This is a genomic window from Nocardia sp. MH4 (assembly GCF_019266065.1).
Taxonomy (GTDB): domain Bacteria; phylum Actinomycetota; class Actinomycetes; order Mycobacteriales; family Mycobacteriaceae; genus Nocardia; species Nocardia canadensis.
This window is the reverse complement of sequence record NZ_LPNR01000040.1, coordinates 1-20,777: the sequence shown is the minus strand read 5'-3', so window position 1 is coordinate 20,777 and position 20,777 is coordinate 1. Positions and strand designations below refer to the sequence as shown.

Annotated in this window: 20 protein-coding genes and 1 pseudogene; 15 read left to right on the top strand and 6 right to left on the bottom strand. The window is 69.9% G+C overall.

Going from position 1 to position 20,777, the window contains the following annotated elements:
• Both ATM97_RS02020 and ATM97_RS02015 read left to right on the top strand, forming a co-directional pair.
• A pseudogene (locus ATM97_RS02020) lies at positions 1–201 on the top strand (hypothetical protein); the annotation flags it as partial.
• Between the two features lie 34 nt (positions 202–235).
• Positions 236–994 (top strand): ESX secretion-associated protein EspG, encoded by a 759-nt coding sequence (locus ATM97_RS02015; RefSeq protein ID WP_218716191.1) that lies wholly within the window; start codon positions 236–238, stop codon positions 992–994.
• A gap of 97 nt (positions 995–1,091) precedes the next feature.
• Here ATM97_RS02015 and ATM97_RS02010 read toward each other — a convergent pair whose 3' ends face one another.
• Positions 1,092–2,081 carry an NADP-dependent oxidoreductase gene (locus tag ATM97_RS02010; RefSeq protein ID WP_218716190.1) on the bottom strand — a complete coding sequence of 330 codons (990 nt, stop codon included), beginning with the start codon at positions 2,079–2,081 and terminating at the stop codon, positions 1,092–1,094.
• 207 nt (positions 2,082–2,288) lie between these two features.
• On the opposite strand from ATM97_RS02010, the gene clpB reads away from it, so the two are divergent.
• The 8 genes from clpB to ATM97_RS01970 all read left to right on the top strand — a co-directional run bounded on the left by clpB (position 2,289) and on the right by ATM97_RS01970 (position 11,268).
• Positions 2,289–4,862 (top strand): ATP-dependent chaperone ClpB, encoded by a 2,574-nt coding sequence (gene clpB / locus ATM97_RS02005; RefSeq protein WP_218716189.1) that lies wholly within the window; start codon positions 2,289–2,291, stop codon positions 4,860–4,862.
• Positions 4,863–4,924: 62 nt separating this feature from the next.
• The gene (locus tag ATM97_RS34755; protein ID WP_218716188.1) at positions 4,925–5,707 is read left to right on the top strand and encodes a DUF5666 domain-containing protein; all 783 of its coding nucleotides are present in this window, start codon (positions 4,925–4,927) and stop codon (positions 5,705–5,707) included.
• 107 nt (positions 5,708–5,814) lie between these two features.
• A complete protein-coding gene (locus ATM97_RS01995; RefSeq protein WP_308248338.1) occupies positions 5,815–6,927 on the top strand; it encodes a hypothetical protein in 1,113 nt (370 codons plus the stop codon).
• A gap of 60 nt (positions 6,928–6,987) precedes the next feature.
• A complete protein-coding gene (locus ATM97_RS01990) occupies positions 6,988–7,794 on the top strand; it encodes an SDR family oxidoreductase (RefSeq protein ID WP_218716186.1) in 807 nt (268 codons plus the stop codon).
• 76 nt (positions 7,795–7,870) lie between these two features.
• Positions 7,871–8,434: an orotate phosphoribosyltransferase gene (pyrE, locus tag ATM97_RS01985; RefSeq protein WP_019049751.1), complete on the top strand. Its 564-nt coding sequence runs from the start codon at positions 7,871–7,873 to the stop codon at positions 8,432–8,434.
• 68 nt (positions 8,435–8,502) lie between these two features.
• The gene (locus ATM97_RS01980) at positions 8,503–9,561 is read left to right on the top strand and encodes a beta-ketoacyl-ACP synthase 3 (protein ID WP_218716185.1); all 1,059 of its coding nucleotides are present in this window, start codon (positions 8,503–8,505) and stop codon (positions 9,559–9,561) included.
• Between the two features lies 1 nt (position 9,562).
• Positions 9,563–10,261, top strand: a complete 699-nt coding sequence (locus ATM97_RS01975; protein ID WP_218716184.1) for a lysoplasmalogenase — start codon at positions 9,563–9,565, stop codon at positions 10,259–10,261.
• A 68-nt stretch (positions 10,262–10,329) separates the two neighbouring features.
• Positions 10,330–11,268: an alpha/beta fold hydrolase gene (locus ATM97_RS01970; RefSeq protein WP_218716183.1), complete on the top strand. Its 939-nt coding sequence runs from the start codon at positions 10,330–10,332 to the stop codon at positions 11,266–11,268.
• A 79-nt stretch (positions 11,269–11,347) separates the two neighbouring features.
• Here the strand turns inward: ATM97_RS01970 and ATM97_RS01965 are convergent, their stop codons facing one another.
• Positions 11,348–11,818, bottom strand: a complete 471-nt coding sequence (locus ATM97_RS01965) for a hypothetical protein (protein ID WP_218716182.1) — start codon at positions 11,816–11,818, stop codon at positions 11,348–11,350.
• Positions 11,819–11,903: 85 nt separating this feature from the next.
• On the opposite strand from ATM97_RS01965, the gene ATM97_RS01960 reads away from it, so the two are divergent.
• From ATM97_RS01960 to ATM97_RS01950, 3 genes are all read left to right on the top strand, one after another.
• Positions 11,904–12,221 (top strand): DUF4190 domain-containing protein, encoded by a 318-nt coding sequence (locus tag ATM97_RS01960; protein WP_218716181.1) that lies wholly within the window; start codon positions 11,904–11,906, stop codon positions 12,219–12,221.
• Between the two features lie 25 nt (positions 12,222–12,246).
• Positions 12,247–12,930: a TrmH family RNA methyltransferase gene (locus ATM97_RS01955; protein ID WP_218716180.1), complete on the top strand. Its 684-nt coding sequence runs from the start codon at positions 12,247–12,249 to the stop codon at positions 12,928–12,930.
• 200 nt (positions 12,931–13,130) lie between these two features.
• Positions 13,131–14,222 carry a glycoside hydrolase family 76 protein gene (locus ATM97_RS01950; protein WP_218716194.1) on the top strand — a complete coding sequence of 364 codons (1,092 nt, stop codon included), beginning with the start codon at positions 13,131–13,133 and terminating at the stop codon, positions 14,220–14,222.
• A gap of 4 nt (positions 14,223–14,226) precedes the next feature.
• Here the strand turns inward: ATM97_RS01950 and ATM97_RS01945 are convergent, their stop codons facing one another.
• Both ATM97_RS01945 and ATM97_RS01940 read right to left on the bottom strand, forming a co-directional pair.
• Positions 14,227–14,925 (bottom strand): DedA family protein, encoded by a 699-nt coding sequence (locus ATM97_RS01945; protein ID WP_218716179.1) that lies wholly within the window; start codon positions 14,923–14,925, stop codon positions 14,227–14,229.
• A 4-nt stretch (positions 14,926–14,929) separates the two neighbouring features.
• Positions 14,930–15,592, bottom strand: a complete 663-nt coding sequence (locus ATM97_RS01940) for a DedA family protein (RefSeq protein WP_255586704.1) — start codon at positions 15,590–15,592, stop codon at positions 14,930–14,932.
• A 167-nt stretch (positions 15,593–15,759) separates the two neighbouring features.
• Between ATM97_RS01940 and fbaA the strand changes: the two genes are divergently transcribed.
• Positions 15,760–16,797, top strand: coding sequence for a class II fructose-bisphosphate aldolase (fbaA, locus tag ATM97_RS01935; protein ID WP_218716178.1), 1,038 nt, complete (start codon positions 15,760–15,762; stop codon positions 16,795–16,797).
• Between the two features lie 36 nt (positions 16,798–16,833).
• Positions 16,834–17,952 (top strand): BTAD domain-containing putative transcriptional regulator, encoded by a 1,119-nt coding sequence (locus ATM97_RS01930; RefSeq protein ID WP_218716177.1) that lies wholly within the window; start codon positions 16,834–16,836, stop codon positions 17,950–17,952.
• Between the two features lie 31 nt (positions 17,953–17,983).
• On the opposite strand, the gene ATM97_RS01925 is transcribed toward ATM97_RS01930, so the two are convergent.
• On the bottom strand, positions 17,984–19,042 hold the full coding sequence (locus ATM97_RS01925; protein WP_218716176.1) for a fused (3R)-hydroxyacyl-ACP dehydratase subunits HadA/HadB: 1,059 nt from the start codon (positions 19,040–19,042) through the stop codon (positions 17,984–17,986).
• Positions 19,043–19,140: 98 nt separating this feature from the next.
• The gene (locus ATM97_RS01920) at positions 19,141–20,187 is read right to left on the bottom strand and encodes a hypothetical protein (protein WP_308248337.1); all 1,047 of its coding nucleotides are present in this window, start codon (positions 20,185–20,187) and stop codon (positions 19,141–19,143) included.
• Positions 20,188–20,777 lie beyond the last annotated feature (590 nt).

Sequence of the window (20,777 nt, the reverse complement as noted above, 5' to 3'; positions counted from 1 at the left end):
CGGGTGGCGGGCGCGGGCGGCGGGGCCGCGGGCCGGGCGGGCATGCCGGGCATGGGCGTCCCCGGCGGCAGGGGCGCGGGCAAGGACGACGAATCCACCAAGGGCATTCCCGACTACCTGGTCACCCAGGAACACGGTGACGAACTCACCGGTCTGGACAATCCGCCCAAGCTGGTGCCGCCCGTCATCGGCGCCGACTGAATCGCGAAACCTGATGGAACAGAGTAGATCCCCCGTGCGCACCTGGCATCTCACCGCTCTAGACTTCCGCACCCTCTGGGAGGCGGCGGGACGCGACGTGCTGCCGTACCCCCTGCACCACCGCCACGTCGGTGTCGAATCCCGGGCGGAGGTCCGCCGGCTGCGCGGCAAGGCCGCCGAGAACATGATGGCCGAATTCGACAGCGACCTCGACGCCGCCATGGCCGCGCTGTTGGCTCCGCACGCGCGCGTCGAAGTGGCGGGCGGTTCCGGCAGCACGAGAACGATCCGCGCACACGGTGGAACCCGGGACACCTACGCCGCCTTGGCCGTTCAGGCCCCCGGCGAAGACTCGGACCCGGGCGACATCGCCCTGTACTTGATGGCCCCCGACGACCTCGCCGCCGCGGTCCTGTCCACCCTCCCGAAGGTCGGTCCCGGCTCCGGCCGCGAAATCAAGGTCACCGCAGCCGAACTCGCCGCTCCCCGCCCGCATGTCCGCGACCTGTGGAACCCCACCCCGCGCGAACAACTCGAAACCTTCCTCGCCAAACCCACCGACACCCTCACCCACATCGGCGTCTACGCCCACGCCAGCGTCGACAACCGCCACACCGAGGGCCGCGACGACTTCCAGCTCCACGACCTCACCAACGACGGCCGCTACGTCTTCTACGGCGAAACCACCTTCATCGCCAAACCGACCACCCCCACCCGCCTCCATTCGACTCTTGCCACGATCCTCACCACCACCGCGACCAGGGCCAGATCCGGCATCTACCGCCCCCGCTGACCTCGCCAGTGCTCGCCGCCGGTGCCCCGACCGCGCCACTCGACAGCCGAATGATCTGCGGCCCGATACATCGATGGATCGCCTTCGTCGGCTGGAATCAGATGGCCAGGACAGTCTTTCCGCGAGCGCTGCCGGCGCCGAGGACGGCCGGGGCGGCTTCGAGGGGGACGGTGGCTTCCACGGGAACGACCACGTCGCCCGAGGCGACGCGGGCGAGCAGGCGGCTCAGTTCGGGTCCGCGACCTTTGGATTCGAAGTTGCCGCCGGCGATGTCGTGTTCGCGCAGGGTGGGCTCGTCGGCGGCCCAGACGGTGGAGTAGGCGCGGCCGCCGCGGCGGACGAGGGTGGCGTGGGTGGCGAAATCGGCGGGGCTGCTGACCAGGTCGAAGAGGACGTCGATGCCGTCGGGATGGGTGAAGCGGACGGCGCCGGTGATGCTGGAGTCGCGCTGGGTGGCGGGGTCGGGGTCGACCACAGTGGGATCGGCGGGGCGGATCTGGGTGTAGTCGATGGTTTCCGCGGCGCCCAGGCGGGCGACCTGGTCGGCGGCGTCGCCGCGGGCGGTGGCGATCACGTGGGCGCCGGCGATATTGGCGAGCTGGACCAGGAAGGAGCCGACACCGCCGGTCGCGCCGACGATCAGCACCGTCTGCCCGGGGCGGATCCGGGCGGTGTCGACCAGGTCCTGGGCGGTGACGCCCGCGACCGGGAGGGCGGCGGCGGTGACCGAGGTGACGCCCTCGGGGATCGGCACCAGCGTGGCGTCCTCGGGCAGGGTCGCGTACTGCGCCCAGCTGCCGTGCCCGGCGGGTGCGGTGAGGAACTTGCCGACCACCCGGTCACCGACGGCGAACGAGCGCACGCCCGCGCCGACCGCCGAGATCGTGCCGGCGCCGTCGACGCCGAGGATCATCGGGAAGTCGGTGGGCATCTTGCCCTCGAGGATGCCGTCGGCCATTTTCAGGTCGAACGGGTTGACCCCGGCGGCGTCGAGCGCGACCTGCACCTCCCCGCGCCCGGGCTCCGGCACCGGCATCTCGGCCAGTTCGGGAGTGGCACCGAACTTCTGAACCACGATCGCGCGCATCGGTCGGCTCCTCTTCCTCGGGTGGTCCGGGCACGGCAATCCTAGGCGGACAGCCTTGCGACGTGCGGTGATTGATCGTCTTCGGTGGTGTCGCGGCGTAGCGTGAAGACCGATTCGGTGCCCACCGGAAAAAGTTGGAGTTGAGTGGAACAGACTCAACTTTGTGAGCGTTGAACCAGTCGATACCTGACCTACCCGAGGAGATCTGTGGACTCGTTCAATCCCACCACCAAGACACAGGCGGCGCTGACCGCCGCCCTTCAGGCCGCTTCGGCGGCAGGCAACCCGGAGATCCGTCCGGCGCACTTGCTGGTGGCGTTGCTGGATCAAACCGATGGCATCGCCGCCCCGCTGCTGAAGGCCATCGGCGTCGACCCGGCGACCGTCGAGCGCGAAGCGGGCGACATCGCCGACCGGCTGCCGCGCGCGACCGGTGCGACCACCACACCGCAGCTCGGCCGCGAGGCACTGGCGGCGCTGGCCGCCGCGCAGCGTCTGGCCACCGAGCTGGGCGACGAGTATGTCTCGACCGAGAATCTGCTGGTCGGCCTGGCCGACGGCGACTCCGAGGTGGCCAAGCTGCTGCGCAGGCACGGCGCGAGCCCCGAGGCGCTGCGGGATGCCTTCACCACGGTGCGCGGCAGCGCGCGGGTCACCAATCCCGACCCGGAAGCCAGCTACCAGGCCCTGGAGAAGTACTCCACCGACCTCACCGAGGCCGCCCGCGCGGGCAAGCTCGACCCGGTGATCGGTCGCGACACCGAGATCCGCCGCGTCGTGCAGGTGCTCTCGCGGCGCACCAAGAACAACCCGGTGCTCATCGGCGAGCCCGGCGTCGGCAAGACCGCCATCGTGGAGGGTCTGGCGCGCCGGATCATCGAGGGCGACGTCCCGGAGTCGTTGCGCAACAAGAAGGTCGTCTCGCTCGACCTGGGCGCGATGGTCGCGGGCGCGAAGTATCGCGGTGAGTTCGAGGAGCGGCTCAAGGCCGTGCTCGACGACATCAAGAACAGCGCGGGCGAGATCATCACCTTCATCGACGAGCTGCACACCATCGTCGGCGCCGGCGGCACCGGCGACTCGGCGATGGACGCGGGCAACATGATCAAGCCGCTGCTCGCGCGCGGTGAACTGCGCCTGGTCGGCGCGACCACACTCGACGAGTACCGCAAGTACATCGAGAAGGACGCGGCACTCGAGCGCCGGTTCCAGCAGGTCATGGTCGGTGAGCCGTCGGTGGCCGACACCATCGGCATCCTGCGCGGCATCAAGGAGCGCTACGAGGTGCATCACGGCGTGCGGATCACCGATTCCGCGCTGGTGGCTGCCGCGACCCTGTCGGACCGCTACATCACCTCCCGGTTCCTGCCCGACAAGGCGATCGACCTGATCGACGAGTCGGCCTCGCGACTGCGCATGGAGATCGACTCCCGGCCGGTCGAGATCGACGAGGTGGAGCGGGCCGTGCGCCGCCTCGAGATCGAGGAGGTCGCGCTGGAGAAGGAGACCGACGAGGGCTCCAAGCAGCGGCTCGAGAAGCTGCGGCAGGAACTGGCCGACGACCGCGAGAAGCTCAGCCAGCTCACCACCCGGTGGCAGAACGAGAAGAACGCGATCGACTCGGTGCGCGGGCTCAAGGAGCAGCTCGAGGCGCTGCGCGGGGAGTCCGAGCGCGCCGAGCGCGACGGTGACCTGGGCAAGGCCGCCGAGCTGCGCTACGGCCGGATCCCCGCGCTGGAGAAGGAGCTCGCCGCGGCCGAGCAGGTCAGCGGCGCGGCGCCGGACGGCGACGTGATGCTCAACGAGGAGGTCACCCCCGACGACATCGCCGACGTGGTGTCGTCGTGGACGGGTGTGCCGGTCGGCCGGATGCTCGAGGGCGAGACCGCCAAGCTGCTGCGGATGGAGACCGAGGTCGCCGGGCGCGTCGTCGGGCAGGAAGAAGCGGTGCAGGCGGTGTCCGACGCGGTGCGCCGGGCGCGGGCCGGGGTCGCCGATCCCAACCGCCCGACCGGGTCGTTCCTGTTCGTCGGTCCGACCGGCGTGGGCAAGACCGAGCTGGCGAAGTCGCTGGCGGACTTCCTGTTCGCCGACGAACGCGCCATGGTCCGCATCGACATGAGCGAGTACAGCGAGAAGCACTCGGTGGCTCGTCTGGTCGGCGCGCCGCCCGGATACGTCGGCTACGACCAGGGTGGCCAGCTCACCGAGGCGGTGCGCAGGCGGCCGTACTCGGTGGTGCTGTTCGACGAGATCGAGAAGGCGCACCCGGACGTCTTCGACATCCTGCTGCAGGTTCTCGACGAGGGCAGGCTGACCGACAGCCAGGGCCGCACGGTCGACTTCCGCAACACGATCCTCATCCTCACCTCCAACCTGGGTGCGGGCGGCGATCGGGAGCACGTGATGGAGGCGGTGCGGCGCGCGTTCAAGCCGGAGTTCCTCAACCGGCTCGACGACGTCGTGATGTTCCACGCGCTCGACGCCAAGCAGTTGGAGTCGATCGTCGACATCAACCTGCGGCAGCTGCAGAAGCGGCTCTCGCAGCGGCGGCTGACCCTCGATGTCACCGACGAGGCCAAGCAGTGGCTGGCGGTGCGCGGCTACGACCCGGCCTACGGTGCGCGGCCGCTGCGCAGGCTGATCCAGCAGGCCATCGGCGACAGCCTGGCCAAGGAGCTGCTCTCCGGCGCGGTCGTCGACGGCGACACGGTGCGGGTGAGCGTAGACGACGCCACCGACACGCTGGTCGTCGGTCGCGAGGCTGTCCACAGCTCGTGAAATATCCACAGCGCGGTGCGTAGGGACCTCCCAACGCACCGCGCTGACCTACGCTGGAGCTCATGACGAACCCGAACGATCCGTGGGGGCAACGCCCGGAGGATTCGCCGACCGAACGGTTGGGTTCGCCGGGCATGGATTCGACCAAGCCGTACGGAGGCGGTGGATTCGACGAGTGGGGGCAGCCGTCGAACCCGACGCAGGCCTTGCCTCCGCACGACGCGCAGTGGGGCGCCTACGAAAGCGGTTATCCCGCAGCGCAACCGCCACCACACCAGCCGCCCCCCGGCTACGACCAGGGCTATCCGGCCCCGCCGCCTCCGGGCTACCCGCCCCGGCCGCAGGACGGTGACCAGGGCGAACCGCCGAAGCGGCACACCGGTTTGTGGATCGCGCTCGGCCTGGGCGTGCTCGCGCTGATCGCGGTCGGCGGTGTGCTCGCCGGCCTGGTGCTCAGCGGCAACTCCTCCGATGACGACACCACCGCGTCGGGGCTGACCACCAGCCAGGTGGCGCCGCCGACCAGCAGGCAGACCACTCCGGTCGTGCCGCCCAGCGCGAGTGGCCTGCCCGGGCTGCCCGGTCTCGGCGGTGGCGACGATCTCGGTGCCACGATGGGCAGCATCACCGCCAACACCGGCACCGAGATCACCATGAGCACCCTCGGCGGGTCGACAGTTCGGGTGCTGATCGACGATGCCACCCAGGTGATCTCGCTGACCAGCACGAAGGCGAGCGAGCTGCCCGTCGGCGACATGGTTATGGTGCAGGGCGACAAGAACCCAGACGGGTCGATCCACGCCAAGATCATCATCAGTACGGCGTTGCCAGGCGGCCCCCGATGAGCGACCCGCGCGTCGAAAGCCCGGCACTGCCGGGCGATCACGGCGACGGCTGGATAGGCTAGGCGACGATGACGGCTATGTGGTTCGGGTTAGCGGCGATCGCACTCGTGGGTGCGGTCGTACTGCTGTATTTCGATCGGGTCCAGCGACAGCGGACCGGGCACGCCCGCCAGGTCTGGGCGAAGTCCCAGGGCTATACCTATGTTTCGGTCGAGCCCGCGCTCGCCTCGACGTGGCGTCGGGGCGCACTGGCCAAGCTCGGCTATCTCTCGGCGGTCGACGTGGTCTCCGGCATCCGCAAGGGCGAGAAGTTCGTGCTCTTCGATCTGGAGGACGCGGCCACCCTGGTGGCGGTGCGCAGGCAGATCGGTTCCGAGATCGACGTCGACATGCGGCTCAAGACCGCGTCGCCGCCGAAGGACCACGATTTGGAACTGCTCGGCGCGATCGGTGACCGGGTCGTCTTCGCGACCGATCCCGAGATCGCCAGGCACGCGGTCGATCAGCGGATGGTCGGCTTCATCGAGTCGCTGACCGACACCGTGCAGATGCTGTGGAGCGAGGGCAACTGGACCCTCGGCATGCTGCCCGTCGGCAGCGGCGCCAAGGACTGGGAGACCGCGATCGACGCGGTGCTGCGCCTGTCCGGCCTGCTGCACGTGCTGCCGCCGGTCGCCGAGCCGAGCGAGTTCACCCGGCCGCGCAGCAATGCCGACCAGCCGCTGGGCACGGGCCCGCGGCCGGTCTACGACGAGGACGACGTCGACGACGACCGCGCGTCCGGCGAATTCGCGCCCGCCCGCCCGGTCACCGAGGACTACTCCGACCACGGCCGCACCCGGTTCCCCGGCCCGGACGACGAACTCGACGCCGACGACCGCTACCGCGACGAGCCGGGCTTCGGCTCCCGCGGCGCCGCCCCGCAGGCGGCCGGCGAGCCCGACGACTACGCCGAGTACAGCCGTCGCCCGGCGGGCAGGCCCGCCTACACCGCCGACGATTACGACCCCGACCTCGACGATCCCGAATTCGAGGATCAGCCGGCGCCGGGCCGCCGCCCGCTCGGCGAGCCTCCGAAGCGGCCGTCGCTGGCCGTGGTCCCCGAACCGCGTCCGCGCGTAGAACCGCCGCTGCCGCACGCCGAGGAGTCCGAATCCGGACAGCCCGGCGGCCCCTTCCACCCCGGTTTCCGCCCGTACCAGGGGCCGGTACCGAAGTGACCAGTGCCGCGGCGATCGGCGCCGCGGCAGCCTACTCGTCTCGACCGGAATCGACCTGCGATGACTGACAGCCCAGTGCGCCTACCCGGCGTGCACCGTCCCGTGGCCATGATCACCGGACCGACGTCCGGGATCGGCCAGGGTTTCGCCCACCGTCTCGCCAGCCTCGGCTACGACCTGGTGCTCGTCGCCAGGAACGAGGAGCGGCTGCGCGCGCTCGCCGACGAGCTCGGCCGCCGCTACGCCACCTCCGCCGAGGTGCTCGTCGCCGACCTCGCCGACGACGAGGACCGCGCCCGGGTCGCCGACCGCGCCGCCCAGGGTCTCGAATTCCTGGTCAACAACGCGGGTTTCGCGCACTCGGGGGAGTTCTGGACCATCGAGCCCGCCGAGTTGCAGGCCCAGCTCGACGTCAACGTCACCTCGGTATTGCAGCTGTGCAGGGCCGCGCTGCCCGCGATGATCGCCGCGGCCTCCGGGTCGATCGTCAATGTCGCGAGCGTGGCCGGGCTGATCCCCGGTCGGGGGTCGACCTACTCGGCCTCCAAGGCCTACGTCGTATCCTTCTCGGAGGGGCTGGCGGGTGGATTGTCGGGCACGGGTGTCCGCGTCCAGGCGCTGTGCCCCGGGTTCGTGCACACCGAGTTCCACGAGCGCGCGGGCATCGAGATGGGTTCGCTGCCGAAGCGCCTGTGGCTCGACGTCGACCAGGTCGTCGACGGGTGCCTGCAGGATCTGGACTCCGGCAAGGTCATCAGCGTGCCCGGCGTGCAGTACAAGGTGCTCACCGCGGTGGCGGGTTTCGTCCCACGAACCCTGGTGACGCGCCTCAATCGCGGACTCTTCAACGCGCGCGGACGGACCTAGGCCATGAGCGCTGGGCCGAAACGCGGCGCGTAGCGTTAGCACCGGCCCGGCTCATGACCGAAAGGACACGCAAACGATGATCGACCAGGCACGTCAGGCGCTCACCGAGGCGGATCGCGACCAGCTGGCCGCGCTCGTGCGCGAGCTCGCGGTCGTGCACGGCAAGGTGACGCTGTCCTCGGGCAAGGAGGCCGACTACTACGTCGACCTGCGCCGCGCGACGCTGCACCACCAGGCCGCCCCGCTGATCGGTTCGCTGCTGCGCGAACTGGTCGCCGACTGGGACTTCGACGCCGTCGGTGGACTCACCATGGGCGCCGATCCGGTCGCGATGGCGGTCATGCACGCGCCGGGTCGCCCGATCGACGCGTTCGTCGTCCGCAAGGCGGCCAAGGCGCACGGTATGCAGCGCCAGATCGAGGGCCCCGACATCGTGGGCAAGCGGGTGCTGGTCGTCGAGGACACCACCACCACGGGCAACTCCCCGCTGACCGCGGTTCGCGCGCTGCGCGACGCGGGCGCGATCGTGGTCGGCGTCGCTACTGTCGTCGACCGGGAAACCGGTGCTGACCAGGTCATTGCCGCGGAGGGGCTGGAGTATCGGTCCATCCTCGGGCTCGATGACCTTGCTCTGGGTTAGCCTGAACAACGCCAAACCTGGATGACGATGTGGTCGTCCGGTAAGTCTGAAGGACGTGTGAGTCACCTGTGGTGAGCATTGCAGTTAACAAGAGTCGCGACAACGTTGCGATGCTCGGGATCGGTGCGTACCGACCGCAGCGCATCGTCAGCAATGCTGAAGTGTGCGAAAAGCTCGACTCGACGCCCGAGTGGATTTTCGAGCGCACCGGTATCCACAACCGTCGCTGGATCAGCGGCGACGAGACCATCCGGTCGATCGCCGCGGCCGCCGGTGACCGCGCGCTGAAGAACTCCCCGATCGAGCGCGCCCAGATCGGCGCGGTCATCCTGTGCACGTCGAGCTGGCTCAAGCTCACCCCGCACGGCGCGCCGTCGGTGGCCTCCGATCTCGGCCTCAACGGTGTGGCTGCCTTCGACCTCACCTCCGGCTGCGGTGGCTTCGGCTACGGCCTCGGCGTCGCCGCCGACCTGATCCGCGCCGGTTCGGCCGACTACGTGCTGGTGATCGGCGCCGAGACGATGACCGTCGGCCTCGACCCGACCGACCGCGGCACCGCGATGATCTTCGGTGACGGCGCGGGCGCCGTCGTCGTCGGCCCGGCCGAGGAGAACGGCATCTCGCCGACGGTGTGGGGCAGCGACGGCGAGAACGCCGAGGCCATCGCCCAGGACGTCGACTTCCTCGCGTACATGAACAAGGCCCAGGCCATGCAGGGCACCGACCCCGAGGTCGAGCCGATCGGCCGGATGTCGCTGCACATGGAGGGCCCGAAGGTCTTCCGCTGGGCCGCGGTGACTCTGCCGCGCGCGCTGTCGGCGGCGCTGGACGCCTCCGGCGTGGCCAAGGAGGACATCGAGGTGTTCATCCCGCACCAGGCCAACGCCCGGATCAACGAGCTGATGAAGAAGAACCTCGGCCTGGCCGAGGGCATCCCGATGGCCAACGACATCGAGAACACCGGCAACACCTCGGCCGCCTCGATCCCGCTGGCGATGGAGGAGATGCTGGTCACCGGTAAGGCGAAGGGGGGTCAGCTGGCGCTGTTGCTCGGCTTCGGCGCCGGGCTGAGCTACGCGGGCCAGGTCGTCACCCTGCCGCCCGCCCCGAAAGAAACGAGCTTCTGACGTGCGACCGCTGCGCGCCGGATACCTCGCGGCGGCGGCGGTCACCGTCTTCGGTGCCGTCACCGGTCGCGAACGGCTGCAATGGCTGACCAAGCCGCTGCTGATGCCGCTGCTGGCGGCCGACACCGTCACCAGCGGTGTCGAGCTCGACCCGGCCGAACGCCGGATCCTGCTCGGCTCGCTGGCCGCGGCCACCGTCGGTGACGTGCTGCTGATCGACCCCGACGACGACAAGCGCCTGATCGCGGGCGCCTCCTCGTTCGCCGTCATGCAGACCGGCTACTCGCTGCTGTGGTGGCGGCGCGGTGCCCGGCCGCGGGCCGCGATCGTCGCGCCCCGGCTGGTGGCGTGGGCGGGCGCGGCCGGTCTGCTGCGGGCCAAGGCCCCGGTGCTGGCGGTGCCGTTGACCGCCTACGGCGCCACTCTCGGCACCGCCGCGACCCTGGCCTCGGACCCCGCGCTCGCGCCGGGCGCCCGGAATATCGCCGGATTGAACATCCCGAACGGCGACCCGCGCAGTCGGCTCGGTCTCGGCGCGCTGCTGTTCACGGTGTCGGACGGGCTGATCGTGCTGCGTCGCCTGTTCGCGCGCGAGGAGCGGACCCGCCGGATCAGCGAGGGCGTCATCCTGGCGACCTACGCCGCCGCGCAGTATCTGCTGACCGATCCCGCGGTGGGCACGCCCCGCCGCGGTGCCTGATACTCCCTGTCACACAGCGCTTACCTGGGTGTCCTCCGGCGGCAACACCCGCCGCGCACGCTTCGAAGATGACCGGGGAAGTGCAGTTCATCGAGGTGCACGGCTATCGCCGCGCGTTCCGGATGGCGGGGTCGGGGCCGCCGCTGTTGCTCATTCACGGCATCTCCGACAGTTCGGGGACCTGGGCGCCGGTGTTCGACGCGCTCGCCGAGCACTTCACCGTGCTCGCGCCCGACCTGCTCGGCCACGGCGAATCGGACAAGCCCCGCGCCGACTACGCCGTCGCCGCCTACGCGAACGGCATGCGTGACCTGCTCAGCGTGCTCGGCATCGAGCGGGTCACCGTGGTCGGGCACTCGCTCGGTGGTGGGGTCGCGATGCAGTTCGCCTACCAGTTCCCGGAGAAAGTGGAGCGGCTCGCGCTGGTCTGCCCGGCGGGGATGGGCGCGGGGGTGCATCCGGCGTTCAGGCTGGCCACCCTGCCCGGCGCTGGTCCCGGGCTGATGGCCGTGACCAGCTGGCCGGTGCGCACCGTCGTGCGCGCGGCGATCCCGGTGGTCAACAGCCTGGGCGGTCTGGGGCTCGGCCCGGACGTCGACTACGTGCTCGGCCTCTACGGCCAGCTGTCCGACACCGCCGCGCGCAACGCGTTCCTGCGCACGATCCGGGCCGCCGCCGATCGGCGCGGTCAGTCCATCACCATGCTCGACCGGGGCTACCTGGCCGCGCACCTGCCGACGCTCATCATCGGCGGCACCCGCGACACCGTCATCCCCTCCGGCCACGCCGAACGCGCGCACCGCGCGTTTCCCGGCTCGATGCTCGAGATCTTCGACGGCGCCGGACATTTCCCGCACCATTTCGACCCGGACCGTTTCGTGAAACTGATCCGGGCCTTCATCGACAGCACCGAACCGGCGATCTTCGACCCCCAGCGCTGGCAGCGGACCTTGCGTCGCGGCCGCCCGATAGTGGCCCTGCCCTCGGCAAACGCGGCCCCCGGCTGACCGGTTGGGTAACTCGCCGGGCACGGGCTGACCCGACCCCACGCCGAACCGGCAGCCGCCTGCTCAGCCGACGACCGTCCTACGTCTGGCCGGAATCGCGGGAAGGCGGAAGGAGCATGATGCGGTCGCGGTTCCTCGGATCGACGCGGATCGGAATGGTCTGACCGATCGTCATGCGCGGTCTGTCCACCGGCATCACGTCGACCACGATCGTGCCGTGATATGTGTCGGACCCCGGCACGGTCAGTTCGACGTCGAATTCGGTGAGTTCACTGGAATGGTCGGTGCGTGCCAGCGCGCGCATACCGTCGATACGCGCCCAGCCCTCCAGCCCGTGCCTGCGCAGTTTGCGGTCGGCCCTGGTCGGCATGGAGGCGATCGCCATGGCGATGCCCGCGCCGGAACCGAACAACCCGACCATGATGAGGACCTGGTAGGGCATCGTCCCCGGCGGCGTATGCGGGGCGAGCCAGCCGAGCCAGACCGCGAGCGCGACGACATACATCGCGACGACGCAGCTCAGCGCCTGAACAATGCGCGTGTGCTCCATACCGACAACCACCCGTGAGCCCTACGCCCTCCAGGATAGGTCGCGTCACCACCCGGTTCGGGGCGTCCGCGATTACGATTCGCGCATGAGCACTCCGCCCCCGCCCCAGGGATATCCCGGCTACGGGCCGCCGCCGGATCATCCGCAGGCGACCACGGTGCTGATCCTCGGCATCCTCGGACTGGCGCTGTGCGGCATCCTCGCGCCGTTCGCCTGGGCCAAGGGTCGCACCGTGCTCGGTGAGATCGACGCGTCGCAGGGCCGGACGGGCGGGCGCTCGCAGGCCTACGCGGGCTACATCATGGGGATCGTCGGCACCGTGGTGCTGGCGGTGTCGCTGCTCGTCGGTGTGGCGAGCGTGGTGGTGTTCTTGCTCGTGGGGGCAGCCGAATCGTCGGCGTAACCCGGGCCCACCTAGCATTCTCCGGGTGAACGAGTCAGTGCCATCGCCCGAGGTCGAGGTCGCGGGTCCGACCGAATGGGGCGAGCATCCGCACGGACTCGGGCCGTGGGAACAGGAATACGGCACCCCGGCGCCCACCGACGAACGCTACGACCCGGTACTGCTGGCCGAGGGTGACCGGCGCAATGTCGTCGACGCGTACCGCTACTGGACCCGCGAGGCGATCGTCGCCGACATCGACGCGCGCCGTTTTCCCTTCCACGTGGCCATCGAGAACTTCGGGCACGACGCCAACATCGGCACCGTGGTCCGCACCGCCAACGCCTTCGCCGCGGCCGCGGTGCACATCGTCGGCAGGCGGCGGTGGAACCGGCGTGGCGCGATGGTCACCGACCGCTACCAGCACCTGGTGCACCACAGCGATCTGGCCGAGCTGCGCGCCTTCGCCGACGCCGAGGGACTGGCCGTCGTCGCGGTCGACAATGTGCCCGGCGCGGTCCCGCTGGAGACCGCGCAACTGCCCCGCGACTGCCTGCTGCTGTTCGGCCAGGAAGGCCCCGGTGTCAGCGACGATGCGAAAGACGCTGCCGCGCTGACGGTTTCGATCGCCCAATTCGGCTCGACCCGCAGCATCAACGCCGGCGTCGCCGCCGGGATCGCCATGCACGCCTGGATCAGGCAGCACGCCGACCTGTCGCTGGCCTGGTAGCGGTCGGTTCCTGACCGTCTTGATGTGTGTATCGGCCCGGTTGTGATCGAATCAGCCTCGAATCGGTAACAGAACGGGCGCGGAAACCGGGCAGCAACTGGCACCATGGTCCTATGACCTCGCGCAGCGGCCGGCGCCCACAGCCCACAGAACGCGCCGGATCCGTGCCGACATCGGCGTTGTGGTCCGAGCGCGCCGACATGGCCGAGTCCGCGATCATCTCGCGGCACCTGCGCATGCTGTGGGGTTGTCCCGGAACGGAATTGGGAGTCGTCGGCTGGCCTGCCACCCGGCGTGAACGCGGCTTCGCCGGCTGGCACTACTGGTGGCAGGCGCATCTGCTCGACATCGCGGTCGACGCCGCCAACCGGGTCCCCACGCCCGCGCGGCGGCGGCGGATCGGCGCGATCGCCCGCGCCATCCGGCTCCGCAACATCACCGGCTGGACCAACCGCTACTACGACGACATGGCCTGGCTCGCGATCGCGCTGGAACGCGCCGAGCGCACCCAGGAGCTGACCACCGCCCGCCGTGCCCTCGTCGCGCTCGAACAGCAGCTCTACGGCGCCTGGGACCCGGAGACCGGCGGCGGCATCCCGTGGCGGGTCCGCTCGGACTTCTTCAATGCCCCCGCCAACGGCCCGGCGGGCATCGCGCTGCTGCGCCTGGGCAGGGTCGAGCGCGCGCAGCAAATGGCCGACTGGATCGACGCCACGCTGCGTGACCCCGAGTCCGGCCTGATTCTCGACGGCATCCACCTGCCGTCCGGCGAGATCGAGCGCCCGGTGTTCAGCTACTGCCAGGGCGTCGTGCTCGGCCTGGAGACCGAGCTGGCCGTGCGTATCGACGACGACGAGCGGCACCTCGCGCGGGTCGGCCGCCTGCTGGCCGCCGTCGAGGAACACATGACCACTCGCCTGGTGATCTCCGGTGGCGGCGGCGGCGACGGCGGCCTGTTCAACGGCATCCTCGCCCGCTATCTGGCGGTCGTCGCCCTGATGCTGCCCGGCGACGGCAAGCAGCAGGAGACCGATCGGCGGACCGCGGCGGCCATCGTGAAGGCGTCGGCGACCGCGGCCTGGGCCAATCGCCTCGAGGTCGAGGGCGAGCCGCTGTTCGGCCACGACTGGAGCAAACCCGCCCGCTTACCCGGCGGCACGGCCGGTGCGGGCAAGTTCACGGCGGGCGGCTCCGTGACAGCCTCGGTCGTGCCGGAACGCGATCTGTCGGTGCAGCTGTCCGGCTGGATGCTGATGGAAGCCGCCTACCAGGTCACCGCGGCCGGGCTGTGAGCTGTCAGCGCTCGGCTTCGCCGACGACGCTGGGCGCCCGGTCGATATCGAAGTCCTCGGCCGGCTTGGCCATCTCCTGCCGGTAGTGGCGCAGGCCCAGGATCGTGCCGATGATCAGGCCGACGATCATCGTGCCGATCACCGCGGGCATCAGCCACGGCACCTGCTCGAGGAACTCGCCCGCGTAGTAGCCGATCAGCAGCAGCACCGGGGCCCAGATGATCGCGCCGAGGGTGCTGGCGATGGTGTAGCGGCGGTGATCCATCTTGGCCGCGCCCGCGACCATCGGGCACAGCGTGCGCACCCACGGAATCCAGCGCGCCACCAGCACGGCGAGGAACCCGTGTTTCTCCAGCAGCGCGGTGACCTTGGCCAGATTCCTGGTGTTGATATAGCGGCCGTTCTTGCGCGCGACCAGGTGATGCCCGGTGCGCTGGCCCACGACATAGCCCACCTGATTACCCGCGATGGCGGCCACCATGGTGCCCACCGACAGGGCCCAGACCTGCGCTTCGCCGTTGGCGTGCGAGGCCATCACGATGCCGGCGGTGATCAGCATGGAGTCACCGGGCAGGAACAGCCCGATGATGAACGCGCATTCGAGGAAGACGAAGACGAGGACAACCGTCCAGACCACGGCGGGGCCTGCCGAGATCAGTGGCTCGAAGCTGCCCAGTGCCAGGGTCGACGGTACTGCGGTCACTTGCTCAGCGGATCTCGTTCGCCGAAGCGGCCAGCTCGGCGGCGGGCGCGTCCTCGGTGGGCGCGGTACCGCGACGCTTGTCGAGCACCTTCTTACCGACGGTGATGATCGCGGGCAGGATCGAGACGAACACGATCAGCAGGAAGATGCCCTCGATGTGGTCCCGGATGAACGGCACGTTGCCCAGGAAGTAGCCGAGCACCGTGACACCGCCACCCCACAGCACCGCGCCGACGATGTCGAACGCCACGTACTTGCGGTAGCTCATCTTCGACACACCGGCCAGCACCGGCATGAACGTGCGCACGATCGGCACGAACCTGGCCAGGATGATGGTCTTGGGGCCGTGCTTCTCGAAGAACTCGTGCGTCTCGATGACGTACTGCTTCTTGAAGAAGCGGCTGTCTTCCTTCTTGAAGATGGCCGGGCCGATCTTGCGACCGATCCAATACGCGCACTGGTCGCCGGCGAAGGCGACGAGGATCACCAGGGGCACCAGCACCCAGATGGAGACCGGCGGGTTCGGCTGCGCGGCCAGCATGCCGCCGGTGAACAGCAGCGAGTCACCGGGCAGCAACGGGAACAGCAGGCCGGTCTCGATGAAGACGATGGCCAGGATGGCGGGTAGGACCGCGTTCTTGAGCCAGGTCTCCTGGAGCAGATACATCGGGTCCAGCAACTGGGTCAACGCAAGGTTGTTCGTCACCGCATCGGATACCGCCAGCAAAGTCACGGCCCCCACAGTACCGGGCGAATCTGTGACATGAGTGGCCCACAGTAGGCTGACGCCTGACAGAATTGGTTTTTCGCTCCCCACACACGGAGGTCACTGCTGTGCCTATCGCGACTCCGGAGGTCTACGCCGAGATGCTCGGCCGGGCCAAGGCGCACTCGTTCGCATTCCCGGCTATCAACTGCACTTCGTCGGAGACGATCAACGCCGCCATCAAGGGCTTCGCGGACGCGGGCAGCGACGGCATCATCCAGTTCTCGACCGGTGGCGCCGAGTTCGGCTCCGGTCTGGGCGTGAAGGACATGGTCACCGGCGCGGTGGCGCTGGCCGAGTTCGCGCACGTGGTCGCCGCGAAGTACGACGTGACGATCGCGCTGCACACCGACCACTGCCCCAAGGACAAGCTGGACACCTACGTGCGTCCGCTGCTCGCGATCTCGCAGGAGCGGGTGAACAACGGCCAGAACCCGCTGTTCCAGTCGCACATGTGGGACGGCTCGGCCATCCCGATCGACGAGAACCTCGAGATCGCCAAGGAGCTGCTGAAGCTCTCGAAGTCCGCCAACATCATCCTCGAGGTCGAGATCGGCGTCGTCGGTGGCGAGGAAGACGGCGTCGAGGCCGAGATCAACGACAAGCTCTACACCTCGCCCGAGGACTTCGAGAAGACCATCGACGCGCTCGGCGCCGGTGAGAACGGCAAGTACCTGCTGGCCGCCACCTTCGGCAACGTGCACGGTGTGTACAAGCCGGGCAACGTGGTGCTCAAGCCCGAGGTGCTGGCCGAAGGCCAGCGCGTCGCGGCCGCCAAGCTGGCGCTGCCCGAGGGCTCGCAGCCGTTCGACTTCGTCTTCCACGGTGGCTCGGGCTCGCTGAAGTCCGAGATCGAGGACTCGCTGCGCTACGGCGTCGTGAAGATGAACGTCGACACCGACACCCAGTACGCCTTCACCCGTCCGGTCGCCGGCCACATGTTCGCCAACTACGACGGTGTGCTGAAGATCGACGGTGAGGTCGGCAACAAGAAGGTCTACGACCCGCGCAGCTACCTCAAGAAGGCCGAGACCTCGATGGCCGCGCGCGTCGTCGAGGCGTGCAACGACCTGAAGTCGGCCGGTCGTTCCGTCAGCGGTTCCTGATCGGCCTTTCGCGACAATCAAACGGGGCCCGAGCTCATGAGTCTTGATGTCCGTGTGCTCGGGCCCGTTCGACTGCTGGTCGGCGGCGAGCCGGTGGCGGTCGGCGGGCCCAAGCCGCGCGCTCTGCTAGCCGCGCTCACCGTCAACCGACGGCGCGCGGTGTCTTCTGCCGTGCTGGCCGAGATGGTCTGGAACGAGGATCCGCCGGACTCCTACGCCGCCAGCCTGCAGGTGTTCGTCTCGAACATCCGCAAGGCCCTGCGCAACGCGGGTATCGACTCGGCTCAGGTCCTGCGCACCGAGGGCGCGGGCTATCGGCTCGAGATCCCGGATACCGCGTGCGATCTCGGCCGGTTCGAGAACGCGCGCGAGGCGGGCACCCGCTGCCTGGAGGTAGGCGATCACCCCGGCGCGGCCAACCTCTTCGGCGCCGCGCTGCGGGAGTGGTCCGGGCGCGCGCTGGCCGACCTGGCCGGTCTACAATTCGCCGACGGCTTCGCCACCGCGATGGACGAGGAGCGGCTGCTGGCCGTCTCCGCCCGCGTCGACGCCGAAATCGCCTGCGGGCGGGCGTCTTCGGTGATCGGTGAGCTGGTCTCGATGACCAACGAGCACCCGCTGCGCGAGCCGCTGTGGGGTCAGCTGATCACCGCGCTCTACCTGTCCGGCCGCCAGGCCGACGCGCTGGAAGCGTGCCGCCGGGTGCGCAATGTGCTGGCCGAGGAACTCGGCATCGATCCCGGTGCCGCGCTGATCGAGCTGGAACAGCGGGTGCTGCGGCAGGAACCGCTGAATGTGGTGGAGGCCAAGCGTTCCGAGCAGCTCGCGGCGGCGATGACCGAGACGGTCACCGAGGTGCCGCGCTCGATCCGCAACGGCAACCTGCGCTTCGCCGACGGTCGCACCATCCCGATTCCGCACGGCGGCTTGCGGATCGGCCGGATGACCGACAACGAGCTGGTCCTCGACGATCCGAAGGCCAGCCGCTACCACGCCCACATCATGCCCAGCCGCGCCGGCCTGCTGATCAAGGATCTGCACTCGGCCAACGGTGTCTACGTCAACGAGGTGCCGATCGACAGCGGCGCGCTGCTCGCCGACGGCGACCTCATCCGCATCGGGGCGACGATTCTGACGTTCATCGCGGTGGCCTAGGCGTTTCGCCCCGGCCACCGGCGACGACGTCTCAGGTGAGGCGAACTTCGGCGACGGCGCGGCCGAAGAGCTTGCGGCCCTCGGAGATTCCGCTCAACAGGATGGTGGCGCCGCGGCGCTGCGGGTCGATCGACTTGACCTTGCCGGAGAACTCGATGACGCCCGCCGCGGCAGGCGGCACCGGGACGAAACCGGAGAAGCGCACGGCCAGCTTCGCGATCGCGGTCGGGTCGCCGAGCCAGTCGCTCAGGTACTGGGCGGCCAGGCCCATGGTGAGCAGGCCGTGGGCCACCACCGTCGGCAGGCCGGCCAGTTCGGCGGCGCGATCGCTGAAGTGGATCGGATTCGGGTCGCCGGAGACACCGGCGTAGTTGGCCAGGTCGCCGCGGGTCACCTTGGCGATGCCCGCGGGCAGCTCGTCGCCCTTGGCCACCGAGCCGAACTCAGGGACGGTGTTGACCGGCGCGAACTCGCGTGCCGGGGCGACCGGCGCGGGGCCGGTGCGGCGGATCAGGATGTCGTCGGTGTCGACCCCGGCGATCGCGGCCGGGCGCGCGTGCATGCTGATGTTCTCGACGGCCTCGACGATGTTGGGGTCCACCTCGACACCGCGGCGGGCCACGATGGTGGTGGTGCCTTGCACGGCGATCTCGTCGTCCTGGTTGACCAGCGTGAAGCCGACGTTGACGAAGTCGTTGTCGCCGAACTGGCGGATCGACTCGATCTCGATCTCGGTCCTGATCCGGTCACCGGCCAGCATGGGCCGGTAGATCTCGAAGACCTGGTCGGTTTGCAGCACCTGGGAGAGGTCGTACTCGGTGAGCACGCTGTCGAGCAGCGCCCTGGTGGCGCTCATCCCGATCACCGACGCGAAGGTCGGCGGCGCGATGACGCCGTCGTACCCGAGCTTGCGCGCGTCGACTTCCTGGTGGTGGGCGGGGTGCGTGTTCTGCACGGCCCTGGCGAATTCCCGGATCTTCTCGCGGCCGACTTCGTAGTGATCGCGGAAACCGAAGCGCTGGCCGACCAGCGACGCATCCGGGACCACAGCTTCGGTGCCCGGCTGCGACACTGTCTGTTCCCTGCTCATGATCCGGAAAATGTTACTCGAGTACCCAACCGGATGACCAGTTATGTGTGACCCGTCATAGCGGTCATCAACTGCCGCTACGACGGGTCGACACGCCGCTACGGGGTGCCCGCGGGGTCGCAGACCTTCCAGTTTCCGTCGGTGCGCTGCAGGTCGAAGGTCCGCGCGGTCCGCTTGGACGGATCCGCCGATGTGTAGACGGTCGCCTCGGCCAGCGCGGTGTCGCCTGTGATGCGCACCGCATCCACGCTCGCGACGACGGGGATGGAACCGCGCTCGGTCGAGAGCTGATGCACGCCCTTGAACTGGTCGGCGGTGATGCCCTGATAGAAGTCGTGCAGCTGGCCGCACGTGCTCGACCGCAGGTTGTCCAGGTCACCGCTGCGCAGCGCGTCGGCGTAGTCGCCGATCGCGGTGCGGACCTGGCCCTCCGGCGAGTTGTCCCCGCCGGTCATCAGCGCCACCACGGTCGCGATCAGGGCGATGACCAGCACCGCCGCGCCGGCGACGGCCAGCAGCCAGCGCTTCGAACGCGCGGGCTTGTCGGCCGCCGGTTCCTGCGGCGCCTCGATCCGCTGCGGGGGCGCGACCGGTCGCGGCGCGTCCTGGCGCTTGCCCTCGGCCAGCTGCTGCGCGGGCCGGGTCGGCTGGATGTCGGCGGGCGACGGTGCCGACGCCTGCTTGGGCGGCGCGCTCGGTCCACGCGGCGGCGACGGCTGCGTCTCCTCGATCCCCGGCCCATGCGGCCCGGCGGGCCCCTGATGCCCCGCCTGCCGAGGCCCCGCGGGACCCCGTGGCGTATTCGGCGGCGGCGTCATCGGCCTGCCACCCGCGGACGGCACCACCCGATCCGTGTTCTGCGGCCGCTGCACCGGCATCGCGGTGGTCGGCGCGTCCGCCGGATTCACCACCCGCATCGCGATGGTCTGATCCTCCGACGCGGGCACCTCACCCCCGCCCTTCCGCAACGAAGCCGCTCCAGCGGCGGCCGCCGCGCCCGGCCGATCACCCGCGCCGCGTGCCTCCCCGCCGGGACGGCCCGCTGACGTGCCCTGGCCGCCGGAACCCGCTCCGGTCTGGAACTTCTCGGTCGCGTCGGCCCCGCCCGACCGCGAAACATCCTTGTCGGCAACGACTCCGGACACGGTGGGCGCGTCGGCATCACCGGAGCCCGGCTGCGCGGCACCGGAGTCCCGCGAACCCGCAGGGCTCGCACCCGTGCCGCCGGCAGCGCCCACGGCCTGGGAGCCGCCACCGGCTGCCGCCGCGGCGTCTTCCACCGGTGTGCCGGTGGCCGGGCGAGCCGACTGGGTTGCGGCCGAGCCGGCGGCTGCCGCAGCGCCCGCCGCCACACCGCTTGCGGAGGAGTTCGCCGCGTTGCCTGTGGGGGTGCCTGGCGTGCCGCCTGCGGGGGTGCCTGGCATACGGCTCGCTGCTGCGGAGCCTGGCTCGGTCGCGGTGCCGCGATCTGTTGCCGTGGAGCTGGTCGCGTCGGTGCCCCCGGCAGGGGTAGTCGCGGCATCCACCGCCGCACCCGCGCCCGTGGGAGCGTCTGCTGCCGTGGCATCGGCGCGCGTGGGGCCGCTCGCTGCCGCGGAGCCTGCTGTCGCCGCGGCGCCGTGGTCTGCCGCGGAGCTGGTGGTAGCGGTCGAGTCGGCGGAGGAGCCCGGTCTGGCCGCCGGGGCGCCCGCTGCGGCATCGGTGCCCGGCGCGGGTCCGGCGTCCGGTGCGTCCG